General features: G+C 62.5%; 20 protein-coding genes. 3 read left to right on the top strand and 17 right to left on the bottom strand.

Annotated elements, in window-relative coordinates:
• A partial coding sequence (gene dmpG, locus DNK49_RS08615) for a 4-hydroxy-2-oxovalerate aldolase (protein ID WP_110523947.1) occupies positions 1–752 on the top strand: 752 nt, incomplete at its 5' end.
• A 121-nt stretch (positions 753–873) separates the two neighbouring features.
• Here dmpG and DNK49_RS24960 read toward each other — a convergent pair.
• From DNK49_RS24960 to DNK49_RS08675, 12 genes are all read right to left on the bottom strand, one after another.
• A complete protein-coding gene (locus DNK49_RS24960) occupies positions 874–1,080 on the bottom strand; it encodes a zf-HC2 domain-containing protein (RefSeq protein WP_110523948.1) in 207 nt (68 codons plus the stop codon).
• Positions 1,074–1,673: a sigma-70 family RNA polymerase sigma factor gene (locus DNK49_RS08625; protein ID WP_110523949.1), complete on the bottom strand. Its 600-nt coding sequence runs from the start codon at positions 1,671–1,673 to the stop codon at positions 1,074–1,076. Before DNK49_RS08625 ends, DNK49_RS24960 begins: the two co-directional genes overlap by 7 nt.
• 94 nt (positions 1,674–1,767) lie before the next feature.
• Positions 1,768–2,910 carry an FAD-dependent oxidoreductase gene (locus tag DNK49_RS08630; RefSeq protein ID WP_110523950.1) on the bottom strand — a complete coding sequence of 381 codons (1,143 nt, stop codon included), beginning with the start codon at positions 2,908–2,910 and terminating at the stop codon, positions 1,768–1,770.
• Entirely contained in the window at positions 2,907–3,551 is a 645-nt protein-coding gene (locus DNK49_RS08635; protein ID WP_243632287.1) for a TIGR04282 family arsenosugar biosynthesis glycosyltransferase, read from the bottom strand. Before DNK49_RS08635 ends, DNK49_RS08630 begins: the two co-directional genes overlap by 4 nt.
• 7 nt (positions 3,552–3,558) lie before the next feature.
• The gene (locus tag DNK49_RS08640) at positions 3,559–4,260 is read right to left on the bottom strand and encodes a TIGR04283 family arsenosugar biosynthesis glycosyltransferase (protein ID WP_110523952.1); all 702 of its coding nucleotides are present in this window, start codon (positions 4,258–4,260) and stop codon (positions 3,559–3,561) included.
• On the bottom strand, positions 4,247–5,026 hold the full coding sequence (locus tag DNK49_RS08645) for a DUF3047 domain-containing protein (protein WP_243632288.1): 780 nt from the start codon (positions 5,024–5,026) through the stop codon (positions 4,247–4,249). The genes DNK49_RS08640 and DNK49_RS08645 overlap by 14 nt, the downstream gene beginning before the upstream one ends.
• Positions 5,007–7,151, bottom strand: a complete 2,145-nt coding sequence (locus DNK49_RS08650; RefSeq protein WP_110523953.1) for an FAD-dependent oxidoreductase — start codon at positions 7,149–7,151, stop codon at positions 5,007–5,009. Before DNK49_RS08650 ends, DNK49_RS08645 begins: the two co-directional genes overlap by 20 nt.
• Positions 7,152–7,205: 54 nt before the next feature.
• On the bottom strand, positions 7,206–8,054 hold the full coding sequence (locus tag DNK49_RS08655) for a phosphonate ABC transporter ATP-binding protein (RefSeq protein WP_110523954.1): 849 nt from the start codon (positions 8,052–8,054) through the stop codon (positions 7,206–7,208).
• On the bottom strand, positions 8,051–8,944 hold the full coding sequence (gene phnE, locus DNK49_RS08660) for a phosphonate ABC transporter, permease protein PhnE (protein ID WP_110523955.1): 894 nt from the start codon (positions 8,942–8,944) through the stop codon (positions 8,051–8,053). Before phnE ends, DNK49_RS08655 begins: the two co-directional genes overlap by 4 nt.
• A complete protein-coding gene (locus tag DNK49_RS08665; RefSeq protein ID WP_110523956.1) occupies positions 8,945–9,820 on the bottom strand; it encodes a phosphate/phosphite/phosphonate ABC transporter substrate-binding protein in 876 nt (291 codons plus the stop codon).
• 18 nt (positions 9,821–9,838) lie between these two features.
• Positions 9,839–10,837, bottom strand: a complete 999-nt coding sequence (arsS, locus tag DNK49_RS08670) for an arsenosugar biosynthesis radical SAM (seleno)protein ArsS (RefSeq protein WP_110523957.1) — start codon at positions 10,835–10,837, stop codon at positions 9,839–9,841.
• A 293-nt stretch (positions 10,838–11,130) separates the two neighbouring features.
• Positions 11,131–14,466: an EAL domain-containing protein gene (locus DNK49_RS08675; RefSeq protein ID WP_110523958.1), complete on the bottom strand. Its 3,336-nt coding sequence runs from the start codon at positions 14,464–14,466 to the stop codon at positions 11,131–11,133.
• Between the two features lie 576 nt (positions 14,467–15,042).
• Between DNK49_RS08675 and DNK49_RS08680 the strand changes: the two genes are divergently transcribed.
• On the top strand, positions 15,043–17,130 hold the full coding sequence (locus DNK49_RS08680) for a methyl-accepting chemotaxis protein (protein WP_165843294.1): 2,088 nt from the start codon (positions 15,043–15,045) through the stop codon (positions 17,128–17,130).
• A gap of 242 nt (positions 17,131–17,372) precedes the next feature.
• Complete coding sequence (locus DNK49_RS08685) at positions 17,373–18,320, top strand: DMT family transporter (protein WP_110523960.1); 948 nt, start codon at positions 17,373–17,375, stop codon at positions 18,318–18,320.
• A gap of 31 nt (positions 18,321–18,351) precedes the next feature.
• Here the strand turns inward: DNK49_RS08685 and DNK49_RS08690 are convergent, their stop codons facing one another.
• The 5 genes from DNK49_RS08690 to boxC all read right to left on the bottom strand — a co-directional run bounded on the left by DNK49_RS08690 (position 18,352) and on the right by boxC (position 24,981).
• Positions 18,352–18,933 (bottom strand): hemerythrin domain-containing protein, encoded by a 582-nt coding sequence (locus DNK49_RS08690; RefSeq protein ID WP_110523961.1) that lies wholly within the window; start codon positions 18,931–18,933, stop codon positions 18,352–18,354.
• Positions 18,934–18,970: 37 nt separating this feature from the next.
• The gene (gene pcaF, locus DNK49_RS08695; RefSeq protein ID WP_110523962.1) at positions 18,971–20,179 is read right to left on the bottom strand and encodes a 3-oxoadipyl-CoA thiolase; all 1,209 of its coding nucleotides are present in this window, start codon (positions 20,177–20,179) and stop codon (positions 18,971–18,973) included.
• Positions 20,180–20,286: 107 nt separating this feature from the next.
• Positions 20,287–21,540, bottom strand: coding sequence for a benzoyl-CoA 2,3-epoxidase subunit BoxA (boxA, locus tag DNK49_RS08700; RefSeq protein ID WP_110523963.1), 1,254 nt, complete (start codon positions 21,538–21,540; stop codon positions 20,287–20,289).
• A 139-nt stretch (positions 21,541–21,679) separates the two neighbouring features.
• The gene (gene boxB, locus DNK49_RS08705; RefSeq protein WP_110523964.1) at positions 21,680–23,101 is read right to left on the bottom strand and encodes a benzoyl-CoA 2,3-epoxidase subunit BoxB; all 1,422 of its coding nucleotides are present in this window, start codon (positions 23,099–23,101) and stop codon (positions 21,680–21,682) included.
• A gap of 185 nt (positions 23,102–23,286) precedes the next feature.
• The gene (gene boxC, locus DNK49_RS08710; RefSeq protein WP_211163839.1) at positions 23,287–24,981 is read right to left on the bottom strand and encodes a 2,3-epoxybenzoyl-CoA dihydrolase; all 1,695 of its coding nucleotides are present in this window, start codon (positions 24,979–24,981) and stop codon (positions 23,287–23,289) included.
• Positions 24,982–24,996 lie beyond the last annotated feature (15 nt).

The following is a 24,996-nucleotide window of genomic DNA, read 5'->3' on the forward strand; positions in this document are numbered from 1 at the left end:
ACCACCTGAAGAGGGCGCACGAACTGGGCGTCTCCACGCTGCGTGTGGCCACCCACTGCACCGAAGCGGACGTCTCGGAGCAGCACATCGGCTACGCCCGCAAGCTGGGCATGGACACGGTCGGCTTTCTGATGATGGCGCACATGAACAGCCCTGAAGGGCTGGTGCAGCAAGCGAAGCTGATGGAAGGCTACGGCGCGAACTGCATCTACGTCACCGACTCGGCGGGCCACCTGCTGCCGGAGACGGTGAAGGCACGGATCGGTGCGGTGCGCGCCGCCCTCAAGCCGGAGACCGAGCTGGGGTTTCATGGTCACCACAACCTGGCGATGGGGGTGGCCAACAGCCTCGCGGCGATCGAAGCCGGCGCCACGCGCATCGATGCGGCCGCGGCCGGGCTGGGGGCGGGGGCGGGCAACACGCCGATGGAAGTGCTGATTGCGGTGTGCGAGCTGATGGGGATCGAGACCGGGGTGGATGTGTTCCGGATCCAGGACGTGGCCGAAGACCTGGTGGTGCCGATCATGGACTTCCCGATCCGCATCGACCGGGATGCGCTGACGCTGGGCTACGCCGGGGTGTATGGGTCCTTCCTGCTGTTTGCCAAGCGTGCCGAGCAGAAGTACGGGGTGCCGGCACGCGAGATTCTGGTGGAGATGGGCCGGCGCGGCATGGTTGGCGGGCAGGAGGACATGATCGAGGATACCGCGTTGAATCTGGCGCGGGAGAAGGGGGGTGCTCGGGCAGCGTAGTCAAGGTCCGGGCCGATAAGCCATGGAACAGTGCCGTTCGCCGTCGCCTGACGGTCGAACGGCACCCGCCCCGGACATTCCGGCCTGATTCTGCGTATCAGGCCATCAGCAACGCAGGCCGTCAGCGCGACCGCGTGGAATCCGTCTGACCCTTTTCCTGGGCCAGATATGACTTGCAGGCCTGCCTCAGGAAGGACATCTGAGACTTCAGGTTCCGACAGCCCTTGCACATGGCGAGATGCATCTCGAGCTGTATTTTTTCGGGTAGTGTCAGCGATCGGTCCAGCCCTTCCGACACCAGATGGGTGGCCTCCTTGCAACTCAGCATGTCTGTACCCCTTCCATAAACCAGTTCTTCTCCAGGCACCGGCGCAAACCATTCCGGGCCCGATGCAGGATCACGTGACAGTTGCTTGCCGTGATGCTCAGTTCCTGACAGACCTCATTGGTATCAAACTCAAGAAATTCACGCATCATGAAAACGCGCGCCGTGTTTTCAGGCAGGTGCTTGAGGCATGCATCAAACACAATCCAGAACCGCTTTTCACGCAGACTCTCTTCCGGATTTCCCCAGTCGCGAGGTCGGGCCTCGGGTGTCCAGTGAGCATTTTCCTTGAACAAGCGCTCGAAGGCCTCATCCATATTTGCCTCCTCGGGCGATATGGCCGAAACATTCGTGGTGCGGCATTTTTCACGTATCTGATCAACGATCTTGTTCTTCAGTATGGCGAAGATCCATGTCTTCAGTGCCGAGCGACCGGCAAACTGACGACCGTTTTTCAGCGCGGCAACCAGCGCGTCCTGCACGACATCCTCAGCCAGCGTCTCGTCGCGCAGTTGAAGGGATGCGAACTTCAGCATGTCGCGTCGAACGCCAGCCAGCATTTCGTCATCCACGACAAAGCCCTCGGCAGCACTCATCGGTTCTCGTCCTCACATCGCAGCATCTGCGGTCATGCTGCACCTTAGCAGGAAACATTCGGGGTCTCCGCCTGTCAGCGGGTGGCCCTCATCCTCATGAAGCGCCATGTTGCTCTCCTCTTGCCGACGGTGTGTTCAGGCGGTACTGGCGCATGAATCGTTGATCGATCCAGTTTTTCCACCGCCAGATCCAGCCTGCCCGTGCCGTCAGTCCGTTCCATGACAGGATGGCATCCCTGGGGCCCGTGGCCAGCAGGTACAGGCTGCGCCGCTGTGGCGTGTAAGGCAGGGGCGATTGTCCTTGTAGTGCGCGCTGAAGATTGTTTGCCAGTACGGGCCCCGACCTTACCGCGTAGACGCCGGACTTCGCATGCGGGTGGTCAACACGGCTTGCGATATCGCCGCCTGCAAACACGTTTGAATGGGAGGTGCTCTGCTGCCCTTCGCCCACCGCGATGAACCCATCCATCGCCAGTGCCAGACCTGACCGACGAAGCCAGGCGGGTGGCTGAACGCCGGTTGCGGCAATCACGGCGTCCACCTCCAGCGCTGTCCCGTCGTCGAGCAAGAGCCCGTTCGGACTACCGGCGGCACGCGCCTTGACGACAGCAATACCGCGTTCGCCAAGGCAGGTGCTGACGTGTTCGCGGATGCGGATGCCGTGTCCCGGAAGCAGAGGGCTTCCGCTGACCACCGTCACGGAGACATTTGTATGGCCGATTTCCTTTGCCAATCGGTATTGAGCAGCCAGTGCCAGTTCGACGCCTGCTGCACCACCGCCGACGACAGCCAGTCGCCAGCGACCCTGCTGGCGTGCCGCCTCAAGTAGCGAACACCAGTCCACCACGAACTGTTCCAGGGGGCGAACCGACAGGCTGCGAACCCCGGACGCCGCAAGGCATGAAACATCTACATTTGCCCCGGTGTCGACGGACAGCACATCGTAATCGAGCATCGTTCCTGCGCTGGTTTCAAGCGTTCTTGTATCCGCGTTGATGGCAGTCAGGGATGCCAACTGCAGGCTGACGCCGGCTGCACTGCTCAGTTGGTGCAGTGACGCGGCACATTGATCGAGGGCGTAGTGCCCAGCCATCCAGCCTGGCACCATCCCCGAGTAGATCTGGCGGGCGTAAGGGGTCAGCAGTACCACCTCGACGTCCGGCCAGCGTCTCCGGGCCAGCGATTTGAGGACATGCAGATGGGCATGCCCGCCTCCAGCAAGAATCAGGCGGTTCATGTGCTTGCCCCGTTGCCCAGCAGATATCTCGCCACCGCGGGATCGTGTCTGCACAGGCGATCGAAGTCGGCGGCCAGATCGACGTCCCAGCATGCAGGCAGCTCGTCCACCGACCAGCCCAGTGTGGAAAACCGTTGCCGCGTTTCCGCCATGACTGTTGCGGTACTCCAGGCCACATTCTCGAAAACGCCGGCATGTGCTTCACGCATGCCAATCAGCACGTAGCCGCCATCTTCCGCAGGAACGACCACTGCGTCGTGTGTCATCAGGGAACGTGCCGCGTGGCGCAGCAGGGCGGGTGTCAGGACTGCGCAGTCCGTGCCGATCACCAGGGTGCCTTGCGGGGATGTGCTGGCTTGCAAGGCGGTCAACATCCGCTTGCCAAGGTCGCCTTCGGGCTGGGCCTTCAGGGCAGTCGGCCTTTCTGTCCGGCAGGCCGCGAAAGCGGGATGCTTCTCATCCGGGGCACACCACAGGGTGACCGGGCCGATGTCGGCCATGATCGCGGTGCTGAGGGTCCGCTGCAACAGCCAGTGTTGCAGCAGGGCCGCACCTTCGGCGCCGAGACGGGGAATCAGGCGGGTCTTTGCCAGCCCGGGGATCGGCGCCTTGGCGAGAATGGCAATCCCGACGCGAGACACGCTCGCCTCATCTCGATGCGGCATAGCCATATTCACGGGCCAGGCGCTCCGGATCGGCGCCAAAATAAAAGCGCAGACGCAGCTGCCACATCTTGAAGATGGTCCGCCACAGCCCGTGCTTCTGCCAGCGTCGGCCGGAGGTGGTCACATGCTGCATCAGACAGGCCGGCCATCGGTGCTTGCGCAAGCTTGCTGAAAGAACAATATCCTCCATCAAGGGGATGACCGGAAAACCTCCAATTTGCCAGAACAGATCGCGACGAACGAAGATGCCCTGATCCCCGGTTGCAATACCCGTCAGCCTGGATCGCCAGTTCATCATCGCCGCCACCATGCCCAGGCCACGCAGGCTGCCGGCGATCGACACATCGAACCGCCCCCAATTTGCGCCCTTTCCAAGCGCATCGAGGATGAGCTGGTCGGCCTGGGCCGGCAAATGGGTGTCTGCATGCAGGAACAGCAGTGCGTCACCGGTGGCCTGGCTGGCACCGGCGTTCATCTGGCGGCCGCGGCCGGCCCCGGATTGCACGACCAGATCGGCCAGTGGTGCGGCCAGGGTCACGGTTTCATCCGTGCTGCCTCCATCGACAACGATGATCTGGACCCCTTCTGCCCTCAGGGGCTGGAGGGCTTGCAAAGCGTCAGCGACGCCTGCACTTTCGTTCAGGACAGGCATGATGATCGATAGACGGTGTTCAGCGCTGTGCATCCATTCCCTCGATCTCGTTGCCGCAGTCGCGGCTGGTCGGGACGAAGCGGAAATCGGCAAAACCGGCCCGCGCCTTTTCCCGCGTGTTATCGGTATCGACAGCAATCGCCAGGCCGGTCAATTGGCCTTCGATCGTACCAAAGGCGCGGGTGAAATCCGCACGGACGTCCCGCCGCTCGCTGACCCAGCGTCCAGCCTCGAGCTCGCCAGCGCGCACGACGATCATTCGTGCACGGTCGGTGTAGGCATTGTTCATCAGCGTCTCGGGCGGCTGCTGGTTATCCCAGACGTAGTTGATTGCGGCATCCGGCACCTGATCGCCATAGATCGAACGTGCCAGTGCCAGTTTGGTACGAGTGCCAAAACCGAGTTGATCGGGCGGGACGCGGAAGGTCAGGTAGACGCGTGCGGCATAGTCATCCCCGGCCTTGGTGCGCATGTCGGCATTCTTGAGGGCATGATCGATACGCCAGCGCCAGCAAAGAATCGGGGTTCTATCCAGGTCGATGGCCAAGGGGCGTCCGAGCAGGGCCATCGAGGCGTCGGCATGCGCTTCAACCGCATTGACACCGTCCCAGGTGCGCAATTGGTATCGTGTTGGCGGCACTTTCTTGTCGATCTGGTCAATTTGCCAGGGGGCAGGAAACTCCCCTTGGGCCGGGAAGCGCCCGATCCAGATCTCTTCGGCAGCTGCATTCGACAGTACCAGGCCGGATATCAGGGCCAAGGCCACCTTGAGCATCATGTCACCCCCTACGCCAGGCATGGAAGCGCTCGACCCATGCCAGTAGTTTCTGCGGCGCATGCGCACGTTTCCAGTTACCCGCCACGTATTTGTTGGCCTCGGCCAGGGTCGGGTAAATATGGATGGTGCCGAGCATCTTGTTCAGACCGATGCCGTGTTTCATCGCCAGCACGTATTCGGCGATCAGGTCGCCTGCATGTTCGCCGACGATGGTGACGCCGAGAATCCTGTCCTTGCCCGGTACGGTAAGCACCTTGATGAAGCCATGGGCCTCGCCGTCGGCAATCGCCCTGTCGAGATCGTCGATGCCGTAGGTCGTGACCTCGCAGGGAATGTCCTGTTCTTTGGCTTCCTGTTCGTTCAGGCCGACACGGGCGACTTCCGGCTCGACGAAGGTTGCCCACGGGATCACGGAGTAATCGGCCTTGAATTTTTTCAACGGGTCGAACAGTGCATTGACTGCCGCATACCAGGCCTGGTGGGCGGCAGTGTGCGTGAACTGGAAGGGGCCGGCGACATCGCCGGCGGCGTAGATGTTCGGGTAGTGGGTCTGCAGGAATTCGTTGGTTTCCACCGTGCGCCCGACCGGAATACCCAGGTCCTCGAGGCCGAAGCCCTTGAGATTGGCGGAGCGGCCAACGGCAACCAGAACGGCGTCGAACGAAATGCACACGTCCTGCCCTGCATGTTCGGCAATCAGCATTTTCTCGCCATTTTCGATGAGGAACTGCTTTGCCCGATGGCTGACCCGGACGTCGATGCCTTCTGCCCGGAACCGTGCCATGACCAATTCGGAAACCTCCGGATCTTCACGCATCAAGATGCGATCGGCCATTTCCACCTGCGTCACCCTGGCGCCCAGGCGGGCAAATGCCTGGGTGAGTTCGGAGCCAATCGGTCCGCCACCCAGGACGACCAGACGTTTGGGCAACTCACGCAGACTCCAGACGTTGTCAGACGTCAGGTAAGCGACGTCGTCAATACCCGGAATGGGGGGGACGAAGGGGCGGGCCCCGGTTGCAATCACGATACTGCGCGTCGTCAGGCTTTGCGTGCTGCCGTTCTCGTGCGTGATCTCTACCTCCCACGGGGAGACAATCCGGGCCGCGCCCTGAATCACATCGACCCCCAGCGCGGTGTAGCGCTCGGCCGAATCATGCGGTTCGATGGTCTTGATGACCGATTGCACCCGCTCCATCACGTCGGCAAATTCGAACTGAGCCTGTACCGAACCAATCCCGAACGCTTGTGAGCGAGCAATGTGAGACAGAAACTTGGCCGAACGAATCAGTGCCTTGGAAGGAACACAACCCGTGTTCAGGCAGTCGCCACCCAGCTTGTGTTTTTCGACCAGGCTCACCTTGGCCTTGACTGCAGCAGCGATATAGGCGGTGACCAGCCCGGCGCTACCGCCACCGATGACCACCAGGTTGCGGTCGAAGCGCGCGGGCTTCTTCCATCGGGCGTATCGCTTGTTCGCGCGGACGACTTCCACGAGTTTCCTTGCAATCAGCGGAAAGACGCCGAGTAGTGCGAATGAGCCCAGCAAGGCCGGCGAGAGGATGCCGGAGAGCGAATCAAGTCTTGCCAGTTGCGTTCCGGCGTTCACATACACCAGCGTGCCGGCCAGCATCCCGATCTGACTGACCCAGAAGAAAGTTCGCGCGTTCATGGCGGTCAGCCCAAACAACAGGTTGATCAGAAAGAACGGGAAGACCGGAACCAGCCGTAGCGTGAAGAGATAGAAGGCCCCCTCGCGTTTGACACCCTCATCGATGGCGTCCAGCCGCTGGCCAAAGCGTTGACTGACCCAGTCACGCAACAGGAAACGGGACATCAGGAAGGCCAGCGTGGCCCCAAGCGTCGATGCGAAGGAGACGATCACCGTCCCCCACAACAAACCAAAGATTGCACCGCCCGCAAGGGTCAGCAGGGCGGCTCCTGGCAAGGACAGCGCTGTTGCAACCACATAGATGATGAAATACACGCCGACGATCTGAACCGGATGGCTCGCCTGATAGTCCGCGATTGCAGCCTGCTGGGCCTTCAGCGCCTGCAGGCTCAGATACTGGCCGAGGTCGAAGGCAAGATAGGCCCAGACAACGGCGAGCAACACGGCCAGCAAGGCCAGTTTCTTGTAGTTCATCATGTTTCCTGGGGCTGCACTGGAAGGGGAGTCTGTTTTCCGGTTAGTCGTCAATCACGGGCAGTTCCTTACGTACTCCACGCGGCGGCGATGCGCCGGTTCGAATTGATCACCTGCATCAATGGGTGTGAGGGTGGGGCAAGAGGGCTGCATGGTTTCCCCGGTTGGGCGATATAGATTGTTCAAGATGGCATCGTCGACCGCTGCGACCGGAAGATCGAATGCGATTCGACCCTGCTTCAACCCAATGACGCGCTCGGCGAGCAGGGGTAGCAAGGCTGGGGTATGTACGACGGACATTAGCGTGGCCCCGCTGGCGGCCCGGGCCAGCAGCTGACAGATCTCGACCGCTGCGGCGGGATCAAGGGCTGCGGTGGGCTCGTCGGCCAGGATCAGCTTCGGTTGCTGAATCAGCAGGCGGGCGATGGCGACCTTCTGTCGTTCGCCCCCGGAGAGCTTGTCGGCTCGTGTGCTGGCGCGGGCCAGCAGACCGACGGCGTGTAATGCGGCCTCAGCCCGGGTAATCTCGATTGCCGGAAAGCAGCGAATCCAGCTACGCCAGTCGGTGACACGGCCGAGGCTGCCGACCAGTACATTCTCCAGTGCGCTCAGCCGGCTCACGAGGTGCAGCCCTTGATGGATCTGCCCCACCTCGCGGCGCAAGGCGCGCAGTTCATGGTTGGACAAGTGACTGGACAGGTCGTGATTGAGCACGTCGACAGCACCATCCGAAGGTGGCATGAACCCCGTCAACAGGCGCAACAACGTGGATTTGCCTGCTCCGTTATGACCCACGATGGCGATGCGCTCGCCGTGCCGGATATCCAGCGCATGGATGTCGAGCAGCACTCGCCCAGCGGCAAGGCAGCGCACCTGCTGCAGGGAAACAGCGATGGGGCTCATGACAGGGCCTGGCGGATGCGACGACTGATGGCATCGAAGGCGGATACCATCAATACAATGACGATCAGTACGGTAGCCAGTCGTCCCCACTGGAATAGTGCGGTGGCTTCGGTTATCAGCAGCCCCAGTCCGCCGGCACCGATCAGACCGAGGATGGTCGAGTCGCGTATGTTGAATTCCCAGACGTATAGATGGCTGGAGACGAATTGTGGCAGCACCGACGGCCAGACAGCATTGAAGAAGACCTGATCGGATGTGGCGCCGACACTGCGCACGGCATCAATGGCCGCCATGTCGAGCGACTCGATGGCTTCGGCAAAGAGTTTGCCGTAGGTGCCCATGGAGTGCAGGCCGATCGCCAGGATGCCCGCCGTCGGGCCGAGGCCGACAATACCGACCAGCACCAGCCCGAAGACGAGGGTGTGGATTGAGCGGGTCACATCCAGGACTCCCTTGGCCAGCCAGGCCAGGGGTTTGGGTGCAGCCAGATTGCGCGCGGTCAGCACGGCCAGCGGCAGGCCGAGCAAGGCACCCAGCAGCGAACCCAGCGTGGCAATGCGGATGGTGGTCCAGGTGGCGCGGCCGAGGCCGGCGAGGTAGTCCATTTCGACTTCCTGCCGGTTCTCCACGCGCAGCACGGTGCCATCATCGCTCTTGTATTCCAGATGGGTGTTGCCGAACCAGACATCGAGGAAGCTGGGGTTGGCGAATTCCCCCACTGTCTTGAGCAGATTGGCAACCGGGTTACGCCCCAGCGACAGTTCGTCCTCACGGGCCAGTGTGCCAAGGCATGCAGCAACCAGCAGCACATAGACCAGGGTCAGCCCGAGAAAGCCGAGCCGACCACTGAACTTGCCGATGAAGCGAGACGTCCGGGCCCGGGGGCTCATTTACTTTGCCTGCAACTTGCCCGTCGCCAGACCCGCATCGCGGATCGGCTTGTAGAAGCTGTTGTCGCGGCTGACAAAACCGGTGTAATGCGCAGGCAGCAACCTGGGATTGTCTTTCAGTGCTTCACCGACCGCGCCCAGCGCTGCCTGCAGCTTGCCGATCAGCTCCTTGTCGCCGGCCAGCGCCGCGCTGACGGCGAACGCATCATTGGGCAAGGGGGGAGAGGTCCAGATGATCTTCGAATCCTCGGCCTTGATCAGGCCCTGTTCGATCATCGCGTTGCGGTTGCGGTTATAGTCGGCGCCGGCATCGAGTTGCCGTTGCGTAACCTGGGTTTCAATGGCCTGGTGTGAGGTATGGATGACTTTGCCAAAGTATTTTTCGGGTGTGATGCCTTGCGTCATCATGTAGTGCAGAGGAATCAGGTAGCCGGAGGTTGAGCCCTTGTCGCCAAATGCAAAGGTCTTGCCCTTCAGGTCAGCCAGGCTGTTGATGCCGGAATCCGGATGGGTGATGGTGATGGCGAAGTATTCCGGCTTGCCGTCATAGAGAATGGTTGAAATGACCTGGGCGCCGGCCTGGTGGTTGGCCAGGACATAGCCCCACGGCCCCATCAGGGCAATGTCGGTTTCGCCATTGGCCAATGATTTGGCAAGCCCCTCCCAGCTATCGACGGTGCGTAATTGAACCGGTCGATCGAGTCTGGCAGAGAGATAGTCGGCCAGAGGGCGATAAGTCGCGTCGTTCTTGTCGCGATCCGGTTGGAACAGACCAACACCGAACTTGAGCGGCGGCTCTGTGGCGCCGGCTCCATTGACTGCGGTCAGCAGGGAAAAGGCGGCAAGAAGGGGTAACAGGCGGGCAAGGATCTTCATGATCTGATGTCAGTGGATTCAGAGGGTAGCGTGTGTCTGCTGGATGGTGTCGGACTGGGCCAGGGCACCCCCACAGCTGCTGCCCTGTCCGGCGGTGCAACCGTAGCAATGATCCGCAACCCGGATTGACCGTCCCGACAGGTCCGCATCCAGCAGGTCTGCAATGTGTATCGGGGCTGACGTGTCGCTGCCGAGCGGCATGCCGAGCATCTGGTTGAAGTCGCAGTCATAAACATGGCCCTCCCAACTGACGGAGATCAGTGAGCGGCACATCACCCCGTCGAGATTGGACGACTGGTAAGCCCCCTTGAGCAGATGCATGTAATCGTGAAACGCGTTGCGCGACACCAATTGGCTGCCGAAACGTTTGATCGGCATGTTGGCCAGGGCGAACAGTTGGTTGAAAACGATGCCGTAGCGGCTGGCCAACTGCTCCTTGTAGGCGGCTTCGAGCTTGACCTGATCCGGTGGCAGGCTGGGGCCGAGCGGGTTGTAGACCAGGTTCAGCACCCGGCCGCTATCGGGCAGGCCGTAGCCCAGGCGGTTCAGCTTGTGCAAGCCTGCGATGCTGGCTTCGAAAACCCCGTCCCCGCGCTGTGCATTGACGTTCTCCTCGAGGTAGCAAGGCAGGGAAGCGACAATTTCGACCTGCTGAGCTGCGAGAAAGTCCGCCAGTGTCTCGTAACCCGGTTCGCTCAGAATGGTCAGATTGCAGCGATCAATGACGCGTAGGCCAAGAGCCCGAGCCGCTTCAACGAGACGGCGAAAATTCGGGTTCATCTCGGGGGCGCCACCCGTCAGATCGAGCGTTGAAACGCCTTGCCGGAAGGCGAAGTCCAGCAGGCTAGCCATGGTTTCCCAGGACATTTCTTCCGTGCGTCGGGGGCTGGCCGCGACATGGCAGTGGACGCAGGATTGATTGCAGCGGTAGCCGAGATTGGCCTGCAAGGTTTCCAGTTTCTTGCGCCGCAAGGCGGGAAAGTCGCTGACCTGCAATAGGTGGAAGGTGTCATGCATGGGGGGGCTCCTCTGGCAGTATCCCTTTGTCGGCGCGTGGTGGCTGTTTCTTACAGTGCATGCGTGAATCCGACCGATGTTTACTGACAAGGCTTGCATCAACCGGGCGCATGCCTTCCGACTGAGGACATCCGCAGGGTTCGCTTGAGTGGGCCTGGGTGGAAGCCCGTGGTGGTACACCGAACGCCCGAAAGACCTGATCGAGCCGCTGATCGGGTGTTGTCAGGATCCGGGGCTTGCACCAGAGCAGTGCAGTTGCAAGCCTGCTTGCAAGTCACTTGGCCATGTGCGACTCAAGGTCGGCTGCTGGCATGCGCCGCGATAAAGGCGTAGCAAAGCTGCGGATCGTCCGCAAGGTCTGCGAAGGTCAGCGTGCGCTTCTTCCAGGGCGCAAAATCGAGCGTGTTGCCGTTGTGATCCAGGTCCAGCAGCACCATGCCCCAGTCGGTGAAGGTTCGTTGGTGCAGCAGGCCCTCTGCCACAATGCGGAAATCGCTGTGCCGCGTGTCTGCCCGGATGCGGTCACGTAGGGCGAGTACGGTTTCCTTGTTTCCTTCCAGCAACTGCATGAATTCCCCATCCTTGTAGATGAGGCAGCCGGATATTCCGTTTCGTCGGTTGTGATGCTGGAATGGCCGTAACAGTTCGAGCACTTCGTCCTGCGTCATCGGTTCGCTGCTGCGGCTGACATAGATCAGGAAATGAAGCGCCCCACCGGTGTCGCGCCCTGGTTGCGTGTGCTCCCGCTCGAAGACTTCGGCGAAGGTCTTTTCGTCCAGGGGACGGTGAAAGTAGTAGCCCTGGATCATGTCGCAGCCATAGGTGCACAGTTCCCGGTGCTGGCCCGCGGTTTCCACGCCCTCCGCAACCAGCTTCAGGTCCAGGGATCGCCCGATGCCGATGACCGCGCGGATGATGGTCCGGCTCTCCTCGCTTTTTTCGATACCGTCGACAAAGGCGCGATCGATTTTCAGGACATTGACCGGTAGTCGGGTCAATTGCGCAAGCGACGAGTAACCGGTGCCGAAGTCATCGACCGCCACTCGCAGACCCAGGTCCGCCAGACGGCGGAGGATGCGCAGATTGGTCTCGACGTCTGCCATCAGCGATGTCTCGGTGATTTCGAGCAGCAGGCGTGTCGGGTCGGCGCCGCTCTCCAGCAGGATCGCGGCAAATTCGTCGGCCAGGGAGGCCTCGTTCAACTGGCGGGCCGAGACATTGACCGAAACATAGGGGGCGGTTTCACCCCAGCGGTGCCGCCATTCGGCCTCGGCGCGGCAGGCTTCGCGGAACACCCACAGGCCAATCGGCACGATGGCGCCGGTCATCTCTGCAACCGGGATGAACACAGCGGGCGAGACCGGACCACTGGCCGATTGCCAGCGCAGCAGCAATTCGGCGCCTGCGATGCGCCCTGTTTCGGCGGTGACGATGGGCTGGAAGAGGGCGGACAGCTCCTGCCGCTCGATGGCGGTGCGCAGGCCGTTGATGATGGTCAGCCGTTGCTTGGCCTGCTCCTGCAGCGTTTCGCTGAAGAACTGCCAGCCATCATGACCATGCTCCTTGACTGCGTACATTGCGGTATCGGCATAACGCAGCAAGTCGTCGGCAGAATGGGTGTTGCCGTTGCCGACGGCAACACCGATGCTGCCGGTCACGAAAAGATCCGTCTCCTGAAAGCGCACGGGCTGACGCACGATGTCGTTGATCCGTGCGGCGAGTACCGACATGCTGACGGGCTGTTCGACCTTCTCGCAGAGTATGACGAACTCGTCCCCCGCCAGGCGGGCAACGGTATCGCCGGGGCGCACCTGTTCGAGCAGACGGCTGGCGACCGCTTTCAACAACGCGTCACCCGCTTCATGGCCGTGGGTGTCGTTGATCAGTTTGAATCCGTCGAGGTCCAGGAACAGCAACGCAATGCTCTCGCCGCTGCGTCGCGAGCGCTGCAGGGCGTTGCCAAGGCGCTCGCGGATCAGTGCCCGGTTGGGTAGTCCGGTGAGGACGTCATGGGTGGCGCGGCGGGTCAGCTCATCCTCCGCCCGCTTTCGCTCGGTGATGTCGCGCATGGTGACGACCAGCAGCCAGTCGTTGCCATCGTGAAACTTGGCGATCGAGGCTTCGAGCGGAACGAAACTGCCGTCCTTGCGATAGCCGATGACCTCGTTGCGTCCACTCATCCGGCGCTCGCTCTCCTTGCCCTCGACAAACGCCTTGAGCAGTTCGGCGTGACGCTGGCGGAAATGGGGCGGTAGCAACAGGTGAACCGACATGCCGACCAGCTCACCCTCGTTGTAACCGAACAAGGATTGGGCGCTGCGATTCGACTCGCTGATGACGCCATCACTGTTTGTTGCAACGATGGCCATGTCGGCAATCGACAGGATGTGCTGGGCAGTGTCGACGCGTAGCTGGGCGCCTGCCATCTTTTTGGCGAGGCTGCCTGCCAGCGTGGGTGACGGTGAGGGTGAGGGCGGGGCTGCCTGGAGCATAGCCGGCTGTTTCCGGGTCCGGTATCGATCGGGGATCTGTGGCGGGATCTGGCCAAAATGCTGGATGACCCGGAAGCAGCCATCAGCACCGCAACAGGCCAGAACACTGTTGACCCTGGCATGATGTGTTGCAGCATCCATCTCCACCATGCCTTGTGGACCGCTGAGGCTGACGCGCTCAAGGGCGTCGACCAGGGCGTCTGCGGAGACACTGCCGGCGGCCTCGGCGGCACGGGCAAATGCCTGTACGCAAAGATAGGTGCCTTCACCGAAATTGGTCAGTACGCCGTTGCCATCCGGCCAGATGCCGGTAATGCCTGGCTGGCCCGCGAGTTGCTGGAGGTAGTGGCGATTTTCAGCGGTCTCCAGCGACATGAAGTAGGTGTTGCTTGAGTACAGTCCCTCACGCACTTCCGGCGGGAGCTGGCTGGCAAGCATCTCGTCGAAGTGGCCCATGACCACCGCCATGCGCTGCTTGAGTCCAGCGGCGGCGAAGCGCGTGAGCAGGGTCAGCTGATCCTGACCGGCAAAATAGGGCACGAATACATCGGCGCCGGAGCGCGCGACCTCGGTCAGCAGGTGATCGATATCTTTAATGCTCGCACCGAGGGGAAGGTAACGCTCGCCGACGACATCGCCGTTGATCGTCTGGAGTGAGCGCTTGGCTGCGTCGATCGAGCCTCGGGGCCATTCGTAGTTGTTGCCGGCGAAGAACATCTTCAGGCCAAAGCGGCGGGCCATGAAAGGAACCATCTTGTCGATCTGCTGATTGGGCAGGGCGGCAAAATGAAAGAAGTACGGACTGTTGATACTCCCTTCGTAAAAGGAGAAGTTCAGCAGCGGAACCTGCCTGGGTTCGACAATCTGCGTTGTAACGGCAAGCCGTGAGTTCGACAGCAGGTTGCCGATCAACGCGACACAACGATGTTCATCCAGCAACTTCGTGGCCGCTTTCAGCGCACTATCGGGCAGGCTGCCGTCATCCTCGATGACCAGTTTCAACGGCCGGCCGAGAACACCGCCAGACCGATTGACCTCCGCGCAGGCGATGCGTGCAGCGGTGACGATCTCCCGGCCATACATGCCGACCAGTCCCGTCATCGGCGGCATCAGACCCAAACGTATCGGTTCTCTCATCTATCGGCGTCATCTCAGGAGGCTGGCGGTAAAAGAATCCTAACAGTTTCGGCCGATGCGGGTCACCGTTGATGGGTGAGGTGGGTTGCCCGGGTTCGGCCAGGTGATTGGCGACTGGATCCGCCCTGGCGGGTACGGGGTCCGGGGGCGCGGACAACCCGGAGCCGACCCGTATTGCGAGTCGGACGCCGGTGCGCTGAAGGCGTGCGCTCAGATCCGTTCCAGTGGCAGGAGGTATAGTTTGGGGTGATGTTTTTGTCCAAGACAAAATTGGTCGATGCTGATTGAGAAAGAATGTTCATATCTATGAATAAAGTTATAAAATTTCATCACCAATGAAGTGGTTTATTGGTATAGTCATTTTGTCCTGGACAAAATTGATTATTTGACTTGTCGTCGTGGCATGTCGGGGGTATTGCAAGGGGCTGCTGGCACGGCCCGGGGTTTGGCCTGGCGGTGTGATGTTGGGATCGGGAAAGGACTGCCGTGACCCCCAAGGGTCCGAGGGCAGGCTTGTGAATGGTGCATTGGAGGCTGGCGTCTGCCGCCGCAATCAGCAACGAGGGAAACTGCCGCATGCGTACGAACCTGCCTGTCACTCAACGCAACTACCCGGTGCCGGAGGGAACGACGATCGTCACCCGTACGGATGCCAAGGGGCGCATTGTTCACGCCAACGAGGCTTTCGTGCAGATCTCCGGTTTCACCCGTGAGGAGCTGATCGGCCAGCCGCACAACCTGGTACGCCATCCGGACATGCCGTCAGAGGCATTCAGGGACATGTGGGCAACCTTGAAAGCTGGCCGGCCGTGGACCGGTTTGGTAAAGAACCGGCGCAAGGACGGTGGCCACTACTGGGTGCGAGCCAACGCCAATCCGCTGCCCGATGGTGGCTATCACTCGGTACGTACCGCGCCGAGCGCGCAGGAGATTGCGTCCGCTGAGGCACTGTATGCGCGCATGCGGGCGGGGGCGCCGCTTGCCCTGCACGAAGGTGAGGTGGTGGGTACGGGTTGGGGTGCGTCCTTGCAGCGACGAATGAAACGGGTGACGGTGGCGCAACGTTTCTGGGTGTGGGCCGGGTTCGCGACCGTATTGTTTTATCTGTCGATCGTACTGGGTGTGTATGGTCTGACCCAGGCGCGGGACAGTCTGGACCGCATTCACGAGGGCAACATGTTGCCCGCGCTGCAGCTGGGCGAGGTGGCCGAGCGTCTGGACTCGAGTCACATGGAGCTGATACTTGCGCTGCTTGACTCGCCGGCAGGCGCGGCCGCCAGTCATGTCGAGGCCGCTCGCCGCAGCCGGGAACAGGTGGATGCGCTGTGGGGGCGCTATCGCCAGTCGGTGCAGACCGCTGCCGATCCGGCGCATCTTGCGTCCTTTGCTGACGCGGTGCAGGCCTGGTGGCGGGCTCAGACCGAAGTCGAGTCCCGGATCCGTCGCGGTGAAGGTGGGGTTGAGGTGCTGCAGGCGCTGCTTGCGGCACGGCGGAGCGATGGGGACGCGGCGCATGCGGCTCTCCAGGTGTTGCGTGAGGATCAGTCGCAGGAAATGGAGGCTGAAATACAGCTCATGGAAGCGCGGCATGAAAGCGAGTTCGTCCTATATACCATTCTGATTGGTCTCGGGGTGGTGGCCGGCACTTCGATGGGCTGGAGTGTGCTGCGCCGGCTCCGCCGTGGCTTTGCGCGTGCCGGCGATTCGGCCCGTGCCATTGCGGAAGGCAATCTCTCCGTCCGGGTGCCCGTCGATGGTCAGGATGAGATCGGCCAATTGCTTGCACAGATGAGCATCATGCGCAACAACCTGCAGGAGGTGATCGGTGAATTGCGCTACAACATGGGCGAGCTGACCACCCAGGCCGGTGAGCTGGGAGATGCTTCGGCCAATGTGTCCGGAACGGCCGAGAGTCAGGCCAACGCCGCGAGCAGCATGGCCGCCTCGGTGGAGCAACTGTCGGTGTCCATCGATCAGGTTGAATCCAACGCCGGTGAGGCGAGGGCGGTGACGCTGGATTCGGCCCGTCGTTCGCAGGAGAGCGCCCGGATCATCGGTGAGACCATAGACGAGATGCATCGCATCGCCGGCTCGGTGACGGAGACGGCAGGCAGCATCCGTGATCTGAAGGGGCAGGTCGATGAGATTTCCGCCATTGTCACGGTGATCCGCGAGATTGCGGATCAGACCAATCTACTGGCCCTGAACGCCGCGATCGAGGCTGCCCGTGCCGGCGAGCAGGGGCGTGGTTTTGCGGTGGTGGCAGACGAGGTGCGCAAGCTGGCCGAACGCACCAGTACGGCGACGGTGCAGATCTCGTCGATGATCAATGCGATCCAGCAAAAGGCGGTGAAGGCCGGCGACAGCATGGAGAGCGGTGTGGCGCGTGTCGACGCCGGGGTGCGGCTGGCCTCGCAAGCCGGGAGCGAGCTCCAGGAGATGCGCCGCGGCAACGCGCAGGTGACCGAGGCGGTCGACGCCATTACCCAGGCGCTGCAGGAGCAGGCCGCCGCGGCGCGCGAGATCGCTTCGCGGGTCGAGAGCGTGTCACAGGGCACCGAAGAAATGGTCAGCACGTCGCGTCAGACCGACGAAGCGGTATCCGGCCTGCAACGTCTGGCGCTCGGGTTGGCCGAGTTGTCGGGCAAGTTCCGCACGGCCTGATCCCGTTTTCCGCGCCTGCCCGGGCAGCGTGGACAAATATTTCCCGATATCACCACTATCCGGAAATATTGACCTTTTTGTTGCGGGTTGCGCTGCAAAAAAAGAAACCGATTTCCGTCGTCGCGGCTACCCTTTCGATGTGCCCAAAAGGCACATGAATCGGTCTGTGCCGCATGCTGTTCCACATCCGGTATTGCGTGGTGGCAACAGGCCAATGAACCAACCGTTCAGGAAGCCGCCCCATGTCCAGTGTATTCACCCGTGCGCTGCCGTTTGCCGGCAGCGACCCCCGCGCCGCCGCGCTGCCGCTGATGCTGATTGCCCCCGCCCTGTTTGCTGCCAACATGGTGGTGGCGCGCTGGGCCGAAGGGGTGGGCATTCCACCGGTCTTTCTGGCCTTTGGCCGCTGGGCGCTGGCGTTCCTGATCATCCTGCCCTTCGTCGCGCAGCGCCTCGTCGTTGAGCGGGCACTGCTGCTTGCCAATGCGCCGCGCATCCTGTTGCTGGGGGGGCTCGGCATGGGCGTGGCGGTGGCGCCGCAATATATCGGTGCCGGCTACACCAGCGCCACCAACGTGGCGCTGATCATCTCGGCATGCCCGGTGCTGGTGGCCCTGATCGAAGCCATGGTGTGGCGTGAGCCGGTGGGCACCAGACGGGCCATCGGCATGTCGCTGGCAATCTGGGGTGTACTGGTGGTGTTGTCCCGGGGCGATGCAGCGGCGCTGGGCAGTCTGGATTTTGGCCGGGGAGATCTATGGGTGATGCTGGCTGCCCTGGGCTGGTCCGCCTACACCGTGTTGTCGCGCCGCCGTCCGCTGCCGCCGCTGGCTGGCGAGATCCGCATTGCGGTGCTGATCCTTGGCGGGGCGCTGGCGCTGGCGCCGTTCGCCCTGCTGGAGGCGCTAGGAGGCAGCCTGCCCGACCTTGGCCGCTGGGAGCCCTACTTTGCGCTGAGCTTTCTCGCCATCGTGCCTGGCCTGGGGGCTTACTTCTGCTACGACCGCCTGGTCAGCCTGGCCGGCCCCGCGGGCGCCAGTGCTTCGCTCTACCTGGTGCCGATGTATGCCGCGCTCGCGGCCTGGCCGGTGCTGGGCGAGGTGCCGCAGGCCTATCACATCGCCGGCTTTGCCTTGATTCTGGCTGGTGTGTTGCTGTCAGGCCTGCAGCAGGGGCGGCCCACGCACTGAGCGAGTGGGCCCGGGATACCGGCCTGTCTGTTCAGGGTGCGTTACCGAACCCAATCGGTGCGGGGGCCAGTTTCAGGATGCGCTGGTACAGCGCTTCGGCTTCTTCCTTGGGCTTGATGCCGAACAACGGATTGTCGTTTTCCTGGAAAGCCTGGGCGATGTCACGCCAGTCGGCCTCGGTGAGCACGCGTTCGGCGATCGGCAGCAGCTGCTCTTCCTCGGTCTGCAGGTGGGCCCATTCAAGTTCGGCGTAACGTTCGGCGGTGTCGAAGAACAGCTGGTCGGCACCGCTGTCGCCGTGCTGAAAGGCAATCAGCTGCTGCTTGAGCGCTTCGACCATCGGGTAGCCGAGCTGGTGTTCGCGTTCGAGCTTGCCGATCAGGGCGTCGGCGTCATGGGTGCGCTGGCGCACCGCAGCGAACAGGAACTTGTCTTCCTTGGGGTGGTGCCAGCGGTCCGGGTAGGAGACGATGTAGTCGAGTATCGCCTTCAGCAGCGGAAAGTTGGCCGGCTCACCCTTGCGCATGCCCTTGATCAGGTAGCGCAGGGAATACAGCACCGCGCTGATCGCGAGGTGTTCGTCCTTGATGATCTGGATGGCTTCGGGTCTCATCGTGTTCTCCTCACTGTCCCGGATGTCGTGTTGGTGTTCAGAGGCGTTCGAAGGCCAGCGCGATGCCCTGGCCGACACCGATGCACATGGTGGCCAGGCCGTAGCGGCCACCCGTGGTTTCGAGCTGGTTGAGCGCGGTCGTGACCAGACGCGCACCGGATGCACCCAGCGGGTGACCGATGGCGATGGCGCCGCCGTTGGGATTGACCCGGGCGTCGTCGTCGGCGAGCCCGAGGCGGCGGGTCACGGCCAGCGCCTGGGCGGCGAAGGCTTCATTGAGTTCAATGACGTCAAACTGGTCGATGCGCATGCCCAGGCGGGCAAGCAGTTTCTCGCTGGCCGGTGCCGGGCCGATGCCCATGATGCGGGGTGCAACCCCGGCGGCGGCGCTGCCGAGGATGCGTGCGCGGGGCTTCAGCCCATGGCGCCTGACGGCCTCTTCCGACGCCAGCAGTACCGCACAGGCGCCGTCGTTGACGCCCGAGGCGTTGCCCGCAGTGACGCTGCCGTCGGGGCGGACCACGCCTTTCAGCCTGGCAAGCATCTCCAGTGTGGTGTCGGGGCGCGGGTGTTCGTCCGCCTGCATGTGCAGCGGTTCGCCCTTCTTGCGCGGGATGTCGACGGCGACGATCTCTCGATCGAAATAGCGACGTGCGGCGGCGTCTGCCCAGCGCTGCTGGCTGCGTAGCGCAAAGGCGTCCTGGTCCTCACGGCTGATGGCAAAGTCGGTGGCGACATTCTCGGCGGTTTCGGGCATCGAATCGACACCGTACCGGGCTTTCATCAGCGGATTGATGAAGCGCCAGCCAATCGTGGTGTCCTCGATCCGCGCGTTGCGTGAGAACGCGCTGTCTGCCTTGCCGATCACGAAGGGTGCGCGGCTCATGCTTTCCACTCCGCCGGCGATCATCAGCTGCGTCTCGCCCGCAGCGATTGCACGGGTAGCGCTGCCAATGGCGTCCAGGCTGGAGCCGCACAGGCGGTTGACCGTGGTGCCGGGGACTTCTACCGGCAGACCGGCCAGCAAGGCGGCCATGCGTGCGACGTTACGGTTGTCCTCTCCGGCCTGGTTGGCGCAACCGTAGATGACGTCATCCACCTCAGCCCAGTCGACGCCGCTGTTGCGGGCGATCAATGCCTTGATCGGTAGTGCGGCCAGATCGTCGGTCCGCATCGAGGACAGCAGGCCGCCGTAGCGGCCGAACGGGGTGCGGATGGCGTCGCAAAGATAGACGGTGGCGGTCATGGTGTGGGCACGCTCGGGTGGGGTAAAAAGGGTGGGCGTGTTGCCACGCCCACCGAAGGGAGAGAGTTGGAGACAACCCTCTGGAGAAGCGGTCGGACGGATCTGACTCAGTAGGTTTCGATATGGAACCGGCCTTTGGTCAGCAACTGTGGCCGCAGCGCGTCCCAGTCGGCGCCCTTGGCGCGGCAGATGTCGCGGAAGGCCTCGATCACGCCGGCTTCCATGCCCTTCAGGCCACAGATGTAGATGTAGGTGTTGTCATCGGTCAGCATGCCGAACACCTTGTCGGCGCGTTCGCGGATGCGGTCCTGTACATAACGCTTGGGTTCGCCAGGCACGCGCGAGAACGCGAAGTTGATGTCGATGAAGTCTTCCGGCAGCTTCTTCAGCGGACCAAAGTAGGGCAGTTCGCCCGGCGTACGGGCGCCGAAGAACAGCATCAGTTCGCCGCCTTCCTTCAGGTCCATGCGCCGGCGGCGCCGTTCGGTCATGGCACGCATCGGCGCCGAGCCGGTGCCGGTGCAGATCATCATGATCGAGGCGCCGGGGTGATTGGGCATCAGGAAGGTGGAGCCGTAGGGGCCGGTAACCTGCACCTTGTCGCCTTTCTTAAGGTCGCAGACATAGTTGGAGGCCACGCCCCGGGCGGGGTTGCCGTCGTGGTCGGTGGTGACGCGCTTCACCGTCAGCGACAGGTTGTTGTGGTGCGGGCGTTCGCCTTCGCGCGGGCTGGCGACCGAGTACATGCGCAACAGGTGGGGCTTGCCCTTGTCATCCACGCCGGGCGGGATGATGCCGATCGACTGGCCTTCGAGCACCGGGAAGGGGGTGGCGCCGAAGTCGAGCACGATATGGTGGATGTCGGAAGAGGCATCTTCTTCGGTCAGGCGGTAGTTGCCGGTGACGGTGGCCGTGACCGGGTTGTTCGGACCATAGAGGTTGATGTAAGGGTGGGATGCCGACCACGGTGCCAGCGCCGGGCCGCCATGGCCTGCCGTGGCCACTTCGGTGATCTGCTTGACCTCGGTCGGGGTCTCCACGCTGGCACCGGCACCGCTGGTGCTGGCTTCCATGCTGTCCAGGTCACGGGTGTCGGGCAGGATATCCCACACAAACTGTTCTTCCAGCGTGTAGGGGGCGGAGGTTTCGACATTGCGCCAGGAGTCGATTGCCCCGGTCGGACAGGGCGGCACGCAGGCCAGGCAGCCGTTGCAGACCTCGAACTTGACCACGTAGTTCAAGTTGTCATGGGTGATTGCATCGACCGGGCAGGTCTCTTCGCAGGTATTGCAGCGGATGCAGATCTCCGGGTCGATCAGGTGTTGCCGGGCGATGGCGGCGTGCTCTGCTGGCGCGTTCATGTCTCTCTCCAAAGTCTCTCTGGTTTCTTTTGGCCCGCGGGGCGGCCCCGCGGACTTTCCTTCTCATCAGGATCGACAGCGACGCAGCAGCCCTTGCGCGCCCCCGGAATGGGGGCTGCAGCAGGCTGACGCGTATCTGTCAGTTGAAGCGGACGTACTCGAAGTTGATCGGCTGATTGTTGATGCCACGGCTCGGCGCCGCGATCCAGTTGGCGAACTTGCCCGGCTCCAGACAGCGGCCCATCAGCGAGTGCACATACAGACGGTCTTCGTCGCTGGGCAGCCACTTCAGGTGGTTGTGGGTCCATTCCGCTTCGGACAACAGGTGGCCGTCGGGGCTGACATGAACGTCGGCAAACATGCCGATCGCGCGATGGAAACCCTTGTGCGGCAGGGTGAAGCGGAAATCGAAGCCGAACTTGGCCGGGATGCGGTTCCAGCGGTCCACGCCGGCCTGCACATCGGCAATCCAGTCGTCGCGCAGGCGCTCGTTCAGGGCCGAAAGGGCGCCAACGTGGCGGGTGGTGATGCGATCGCCAGCCACATCCATGACCTCGTACTCGTTGTTCATCAGCTTGTGGTCGTCGTCGATCTTGGTCTCTTCGAAACGCCCCTTCAGACCGGTGGTGTAGTAGGTCGCGGCGTTGGAGGAGATTTCGTTGCCGTACAGGTCGCTGGTGACACTGAAGTGGAAGTTCAGGTACTTCTGCAGCGTCGGCAGGTCGATCACGCCGGCGGCGCGCAGCTTGTCCTTGTCGTCGGTCTTCAGTTGCTGCATCACTTCGCAGGTGCGCTGGATGACGCGGGCGATGCCGGACTCGCCGACGAAGAGGTGGTGCGCTTCTTCGGTCAGCATGAACTTGCAGGTACGAGCCAGCGGATCGAAAGCCGACTCGGCCAGCGAGGCCAGCTGGTACTTGCCGTCGCGGTCGGTGATGAAGGTGAACATGAAGAAGCTGAGCCAGTCGGGCGTCTTCTCGTTGAACGCGGTCAGGATGCGGGGGTTGTCCTCGTCACCCGAGCGGCGCTCGAGCAGTGCCTCACCTTCTTCGCGGCCGTCGCGGCCGAAGTGGGCGTGCAGCAGGTAGACCATGGCCCACAGGTGACGACCTTCCTCGACGTTGACCTGGAACAGGTTGCGCAGGTCGTACAGCGACGGGGCAGTCAGGCCGAGGTGGCGCTGCTGCTCGACCGAAGCGGGCTCGGTGTCGCCCTGGGTGACGATGATGCGGCGCAGCGTGGAGCGGTATTCGCCCGGCACTTCCTGCCACACGTCCTCACCCTTGTGGTCGCCGAAGGTGATCTTCTTGTTCTGTTCCTGCGGGGTCAGGAAGATGCCCCAACGGTAGTCGGGCATCTTGACGTGGTCGAAGTGGGCCCAGCCGGTGGGATCGACGCTGACTGCGGTGCGCAGGTAGACATCGTAATTGGTCGAGTTGTCCGGACCCATGTCGTCCCACCACTGCAGGAAGGCCGGCTGCCAGTGCTCCAGGGCGCGCTGCAGGGTCTTGTTCTCGGACAGGTTGACGTTGTTCGGGATGCGTTCGCTGTAGTTGATCATTGCTCGGTACTCCTCCGATGATTCGAGATGAACAGGCGGAACGGACGTGTGCCGTCCCCGCGCTGCTTTGCCACGGACCTCCTGAACCACGCCAAGGCGCCGACTGCAACGGCAGAGGGACGGCTTGCCACGCGGCTGAACGAGGGATTCGGTTGGCGGGAGCCGGTTTGCTCCCGCCCTTTAAATCAGACCCGGTTCCAGTCGAACTGCGCTTTCTTGCCCGAGCCGAAGAGCTTGAGCGCGCCATTGCTGCCGACTGCGTTGGGACGGATGAAGATCCAGTTCTGCCATGCCGACAGACGGCCGAAGATGCGGGTGTTCATGGTTTCGGTGATGCCGAAGCGCAGGTTGGCTTCGAGGCCGGTGAGGGCGTCGGGCGACAGCGCCACGCGCTCTTCCACCGCGATGCGGACTTCGTCAGCCCAGTCGAGATCGTCGGGGATGGCGGTCACCAGGCCCAGCTCGAAGGCTTCGGCAGCGTTCAGCTTGCTGCCTTCGCGGGCCTTGAGCGCGGCGATCGGCGCTTCTTCCTCGTAGAAGCGGGCGGCGATGCGTGACAGGCCGTTTACCATCGGCAGCGGACCGAAGTTCATCGCGGTCAGGCCGATTGCGTTGGGTGCGTCGGTGGTGTCGAGCATGTAGCTGCGGTCGGCGGCGAGGGCGATCTCCAGCAGGGTGCCGGCAAAGCAGGAACCCGGCTCGATCAGTGCGTACAGGCTGCGCGAGGACACATCGATGCGTGCCAGGGTGCGGCGCAGCATGCCCAGGGTCTCACGCACGAACCAGTTGTCCTGGTTGGCGACGATGGTCGCGTCGATGTCCATCACGACCTGGGCATCGCCTTCGGTACGCAGCTGCCACAGACCAACATCGAGATGGTTGGTACGCAGATTGAGGATGGCGTCGTCGAGTTCGCGTGCCATCTTCAGCGGCCACCAGTTGGCACCCTGGGCTTCGATTTCGGCGGCAGTGTTGGCGGTGACTGCGGACGGCGCGCGCACGGTCAGGGTGACGGTGCGGCCATCGGCGTCGATTGCGGCATCGACGAATTCGTAATGGTAACCCTGGGCGTCGACCGTACGCTCCAGCGTCGGCAGTGCCACACCCTTGGCCTGTGCCGGACGGATCGAACCCTTGGCCAGTTCGGCGGCGCGCTGGGCGATGTGTTCGCCGAACTGCTGGGCCTTGACCACGTCATCGACCAGGCGCCAGTCCTTGGCGCGCTGACCGCGGACACCCTCGGAAATGGTGCAGAAGATGTCGGCATGGTCGCGGCGCACCTTGCGCTTGTCGGTCACCCGGGTCAGGCCGCCGGTACCCGGCAGCACACCCAGCAGCGGTACTTCCGGCAGCGACACTGAGGAGTTGCGGTCGTCGACCAGAATGATCTCGTCGCAGGCCAGCGCCAGCTCATAGCCGCCACCGGCGGTGGTGCCGTTGCAGGCAGCGATGAACTTCAGACCGGAGTACTGGCTGGCATCCTCGATGCCGTTACGGGTTTCGTTGGTGAACTTGCAGAAGTTCACCTTCCAGGCGTGGGTGGACACACCCAGCATGTAGATGTTGGCGCCCGAACAGAAGATCTTCGGCTTGCCCGAGGTGAACACCACCGACTTGACCGTCGGGTGTTCGAAACGGATGCGTTGCAGCGCGTCATGCAGCTCGATGTCCACGCCCAGGTCGTAGGAGTTGAGCTTGAGCTTGTACCCAGGGCGGATGCCGCCGTCCTCGTCGATGTTCAGCGTCAGGGTGGCGACTTCACCAGCCACGTCCAGCTTCCAGTGCTTGTAGCGGGACGGTTCGGTGCGGTAATCCACCGGCTCAATGACGTCGGTGCCGGTTGCGGCGGGGGTGTGCTGCTGGGTCGCGACTGCTTCCATTTCTGTCTCCTCTTT

Source organism: Parazoarcus communis SWub3 = DSM 12120, from assembly GCF_003226565.1.
Classification (GTDB): domain Bacteria; phylum Pseudomonadota; class Gammaproteobacteria; order Burkholderiales; family Rhodocyclaceae; genus Parazoarcus; species Parazoarcus communis.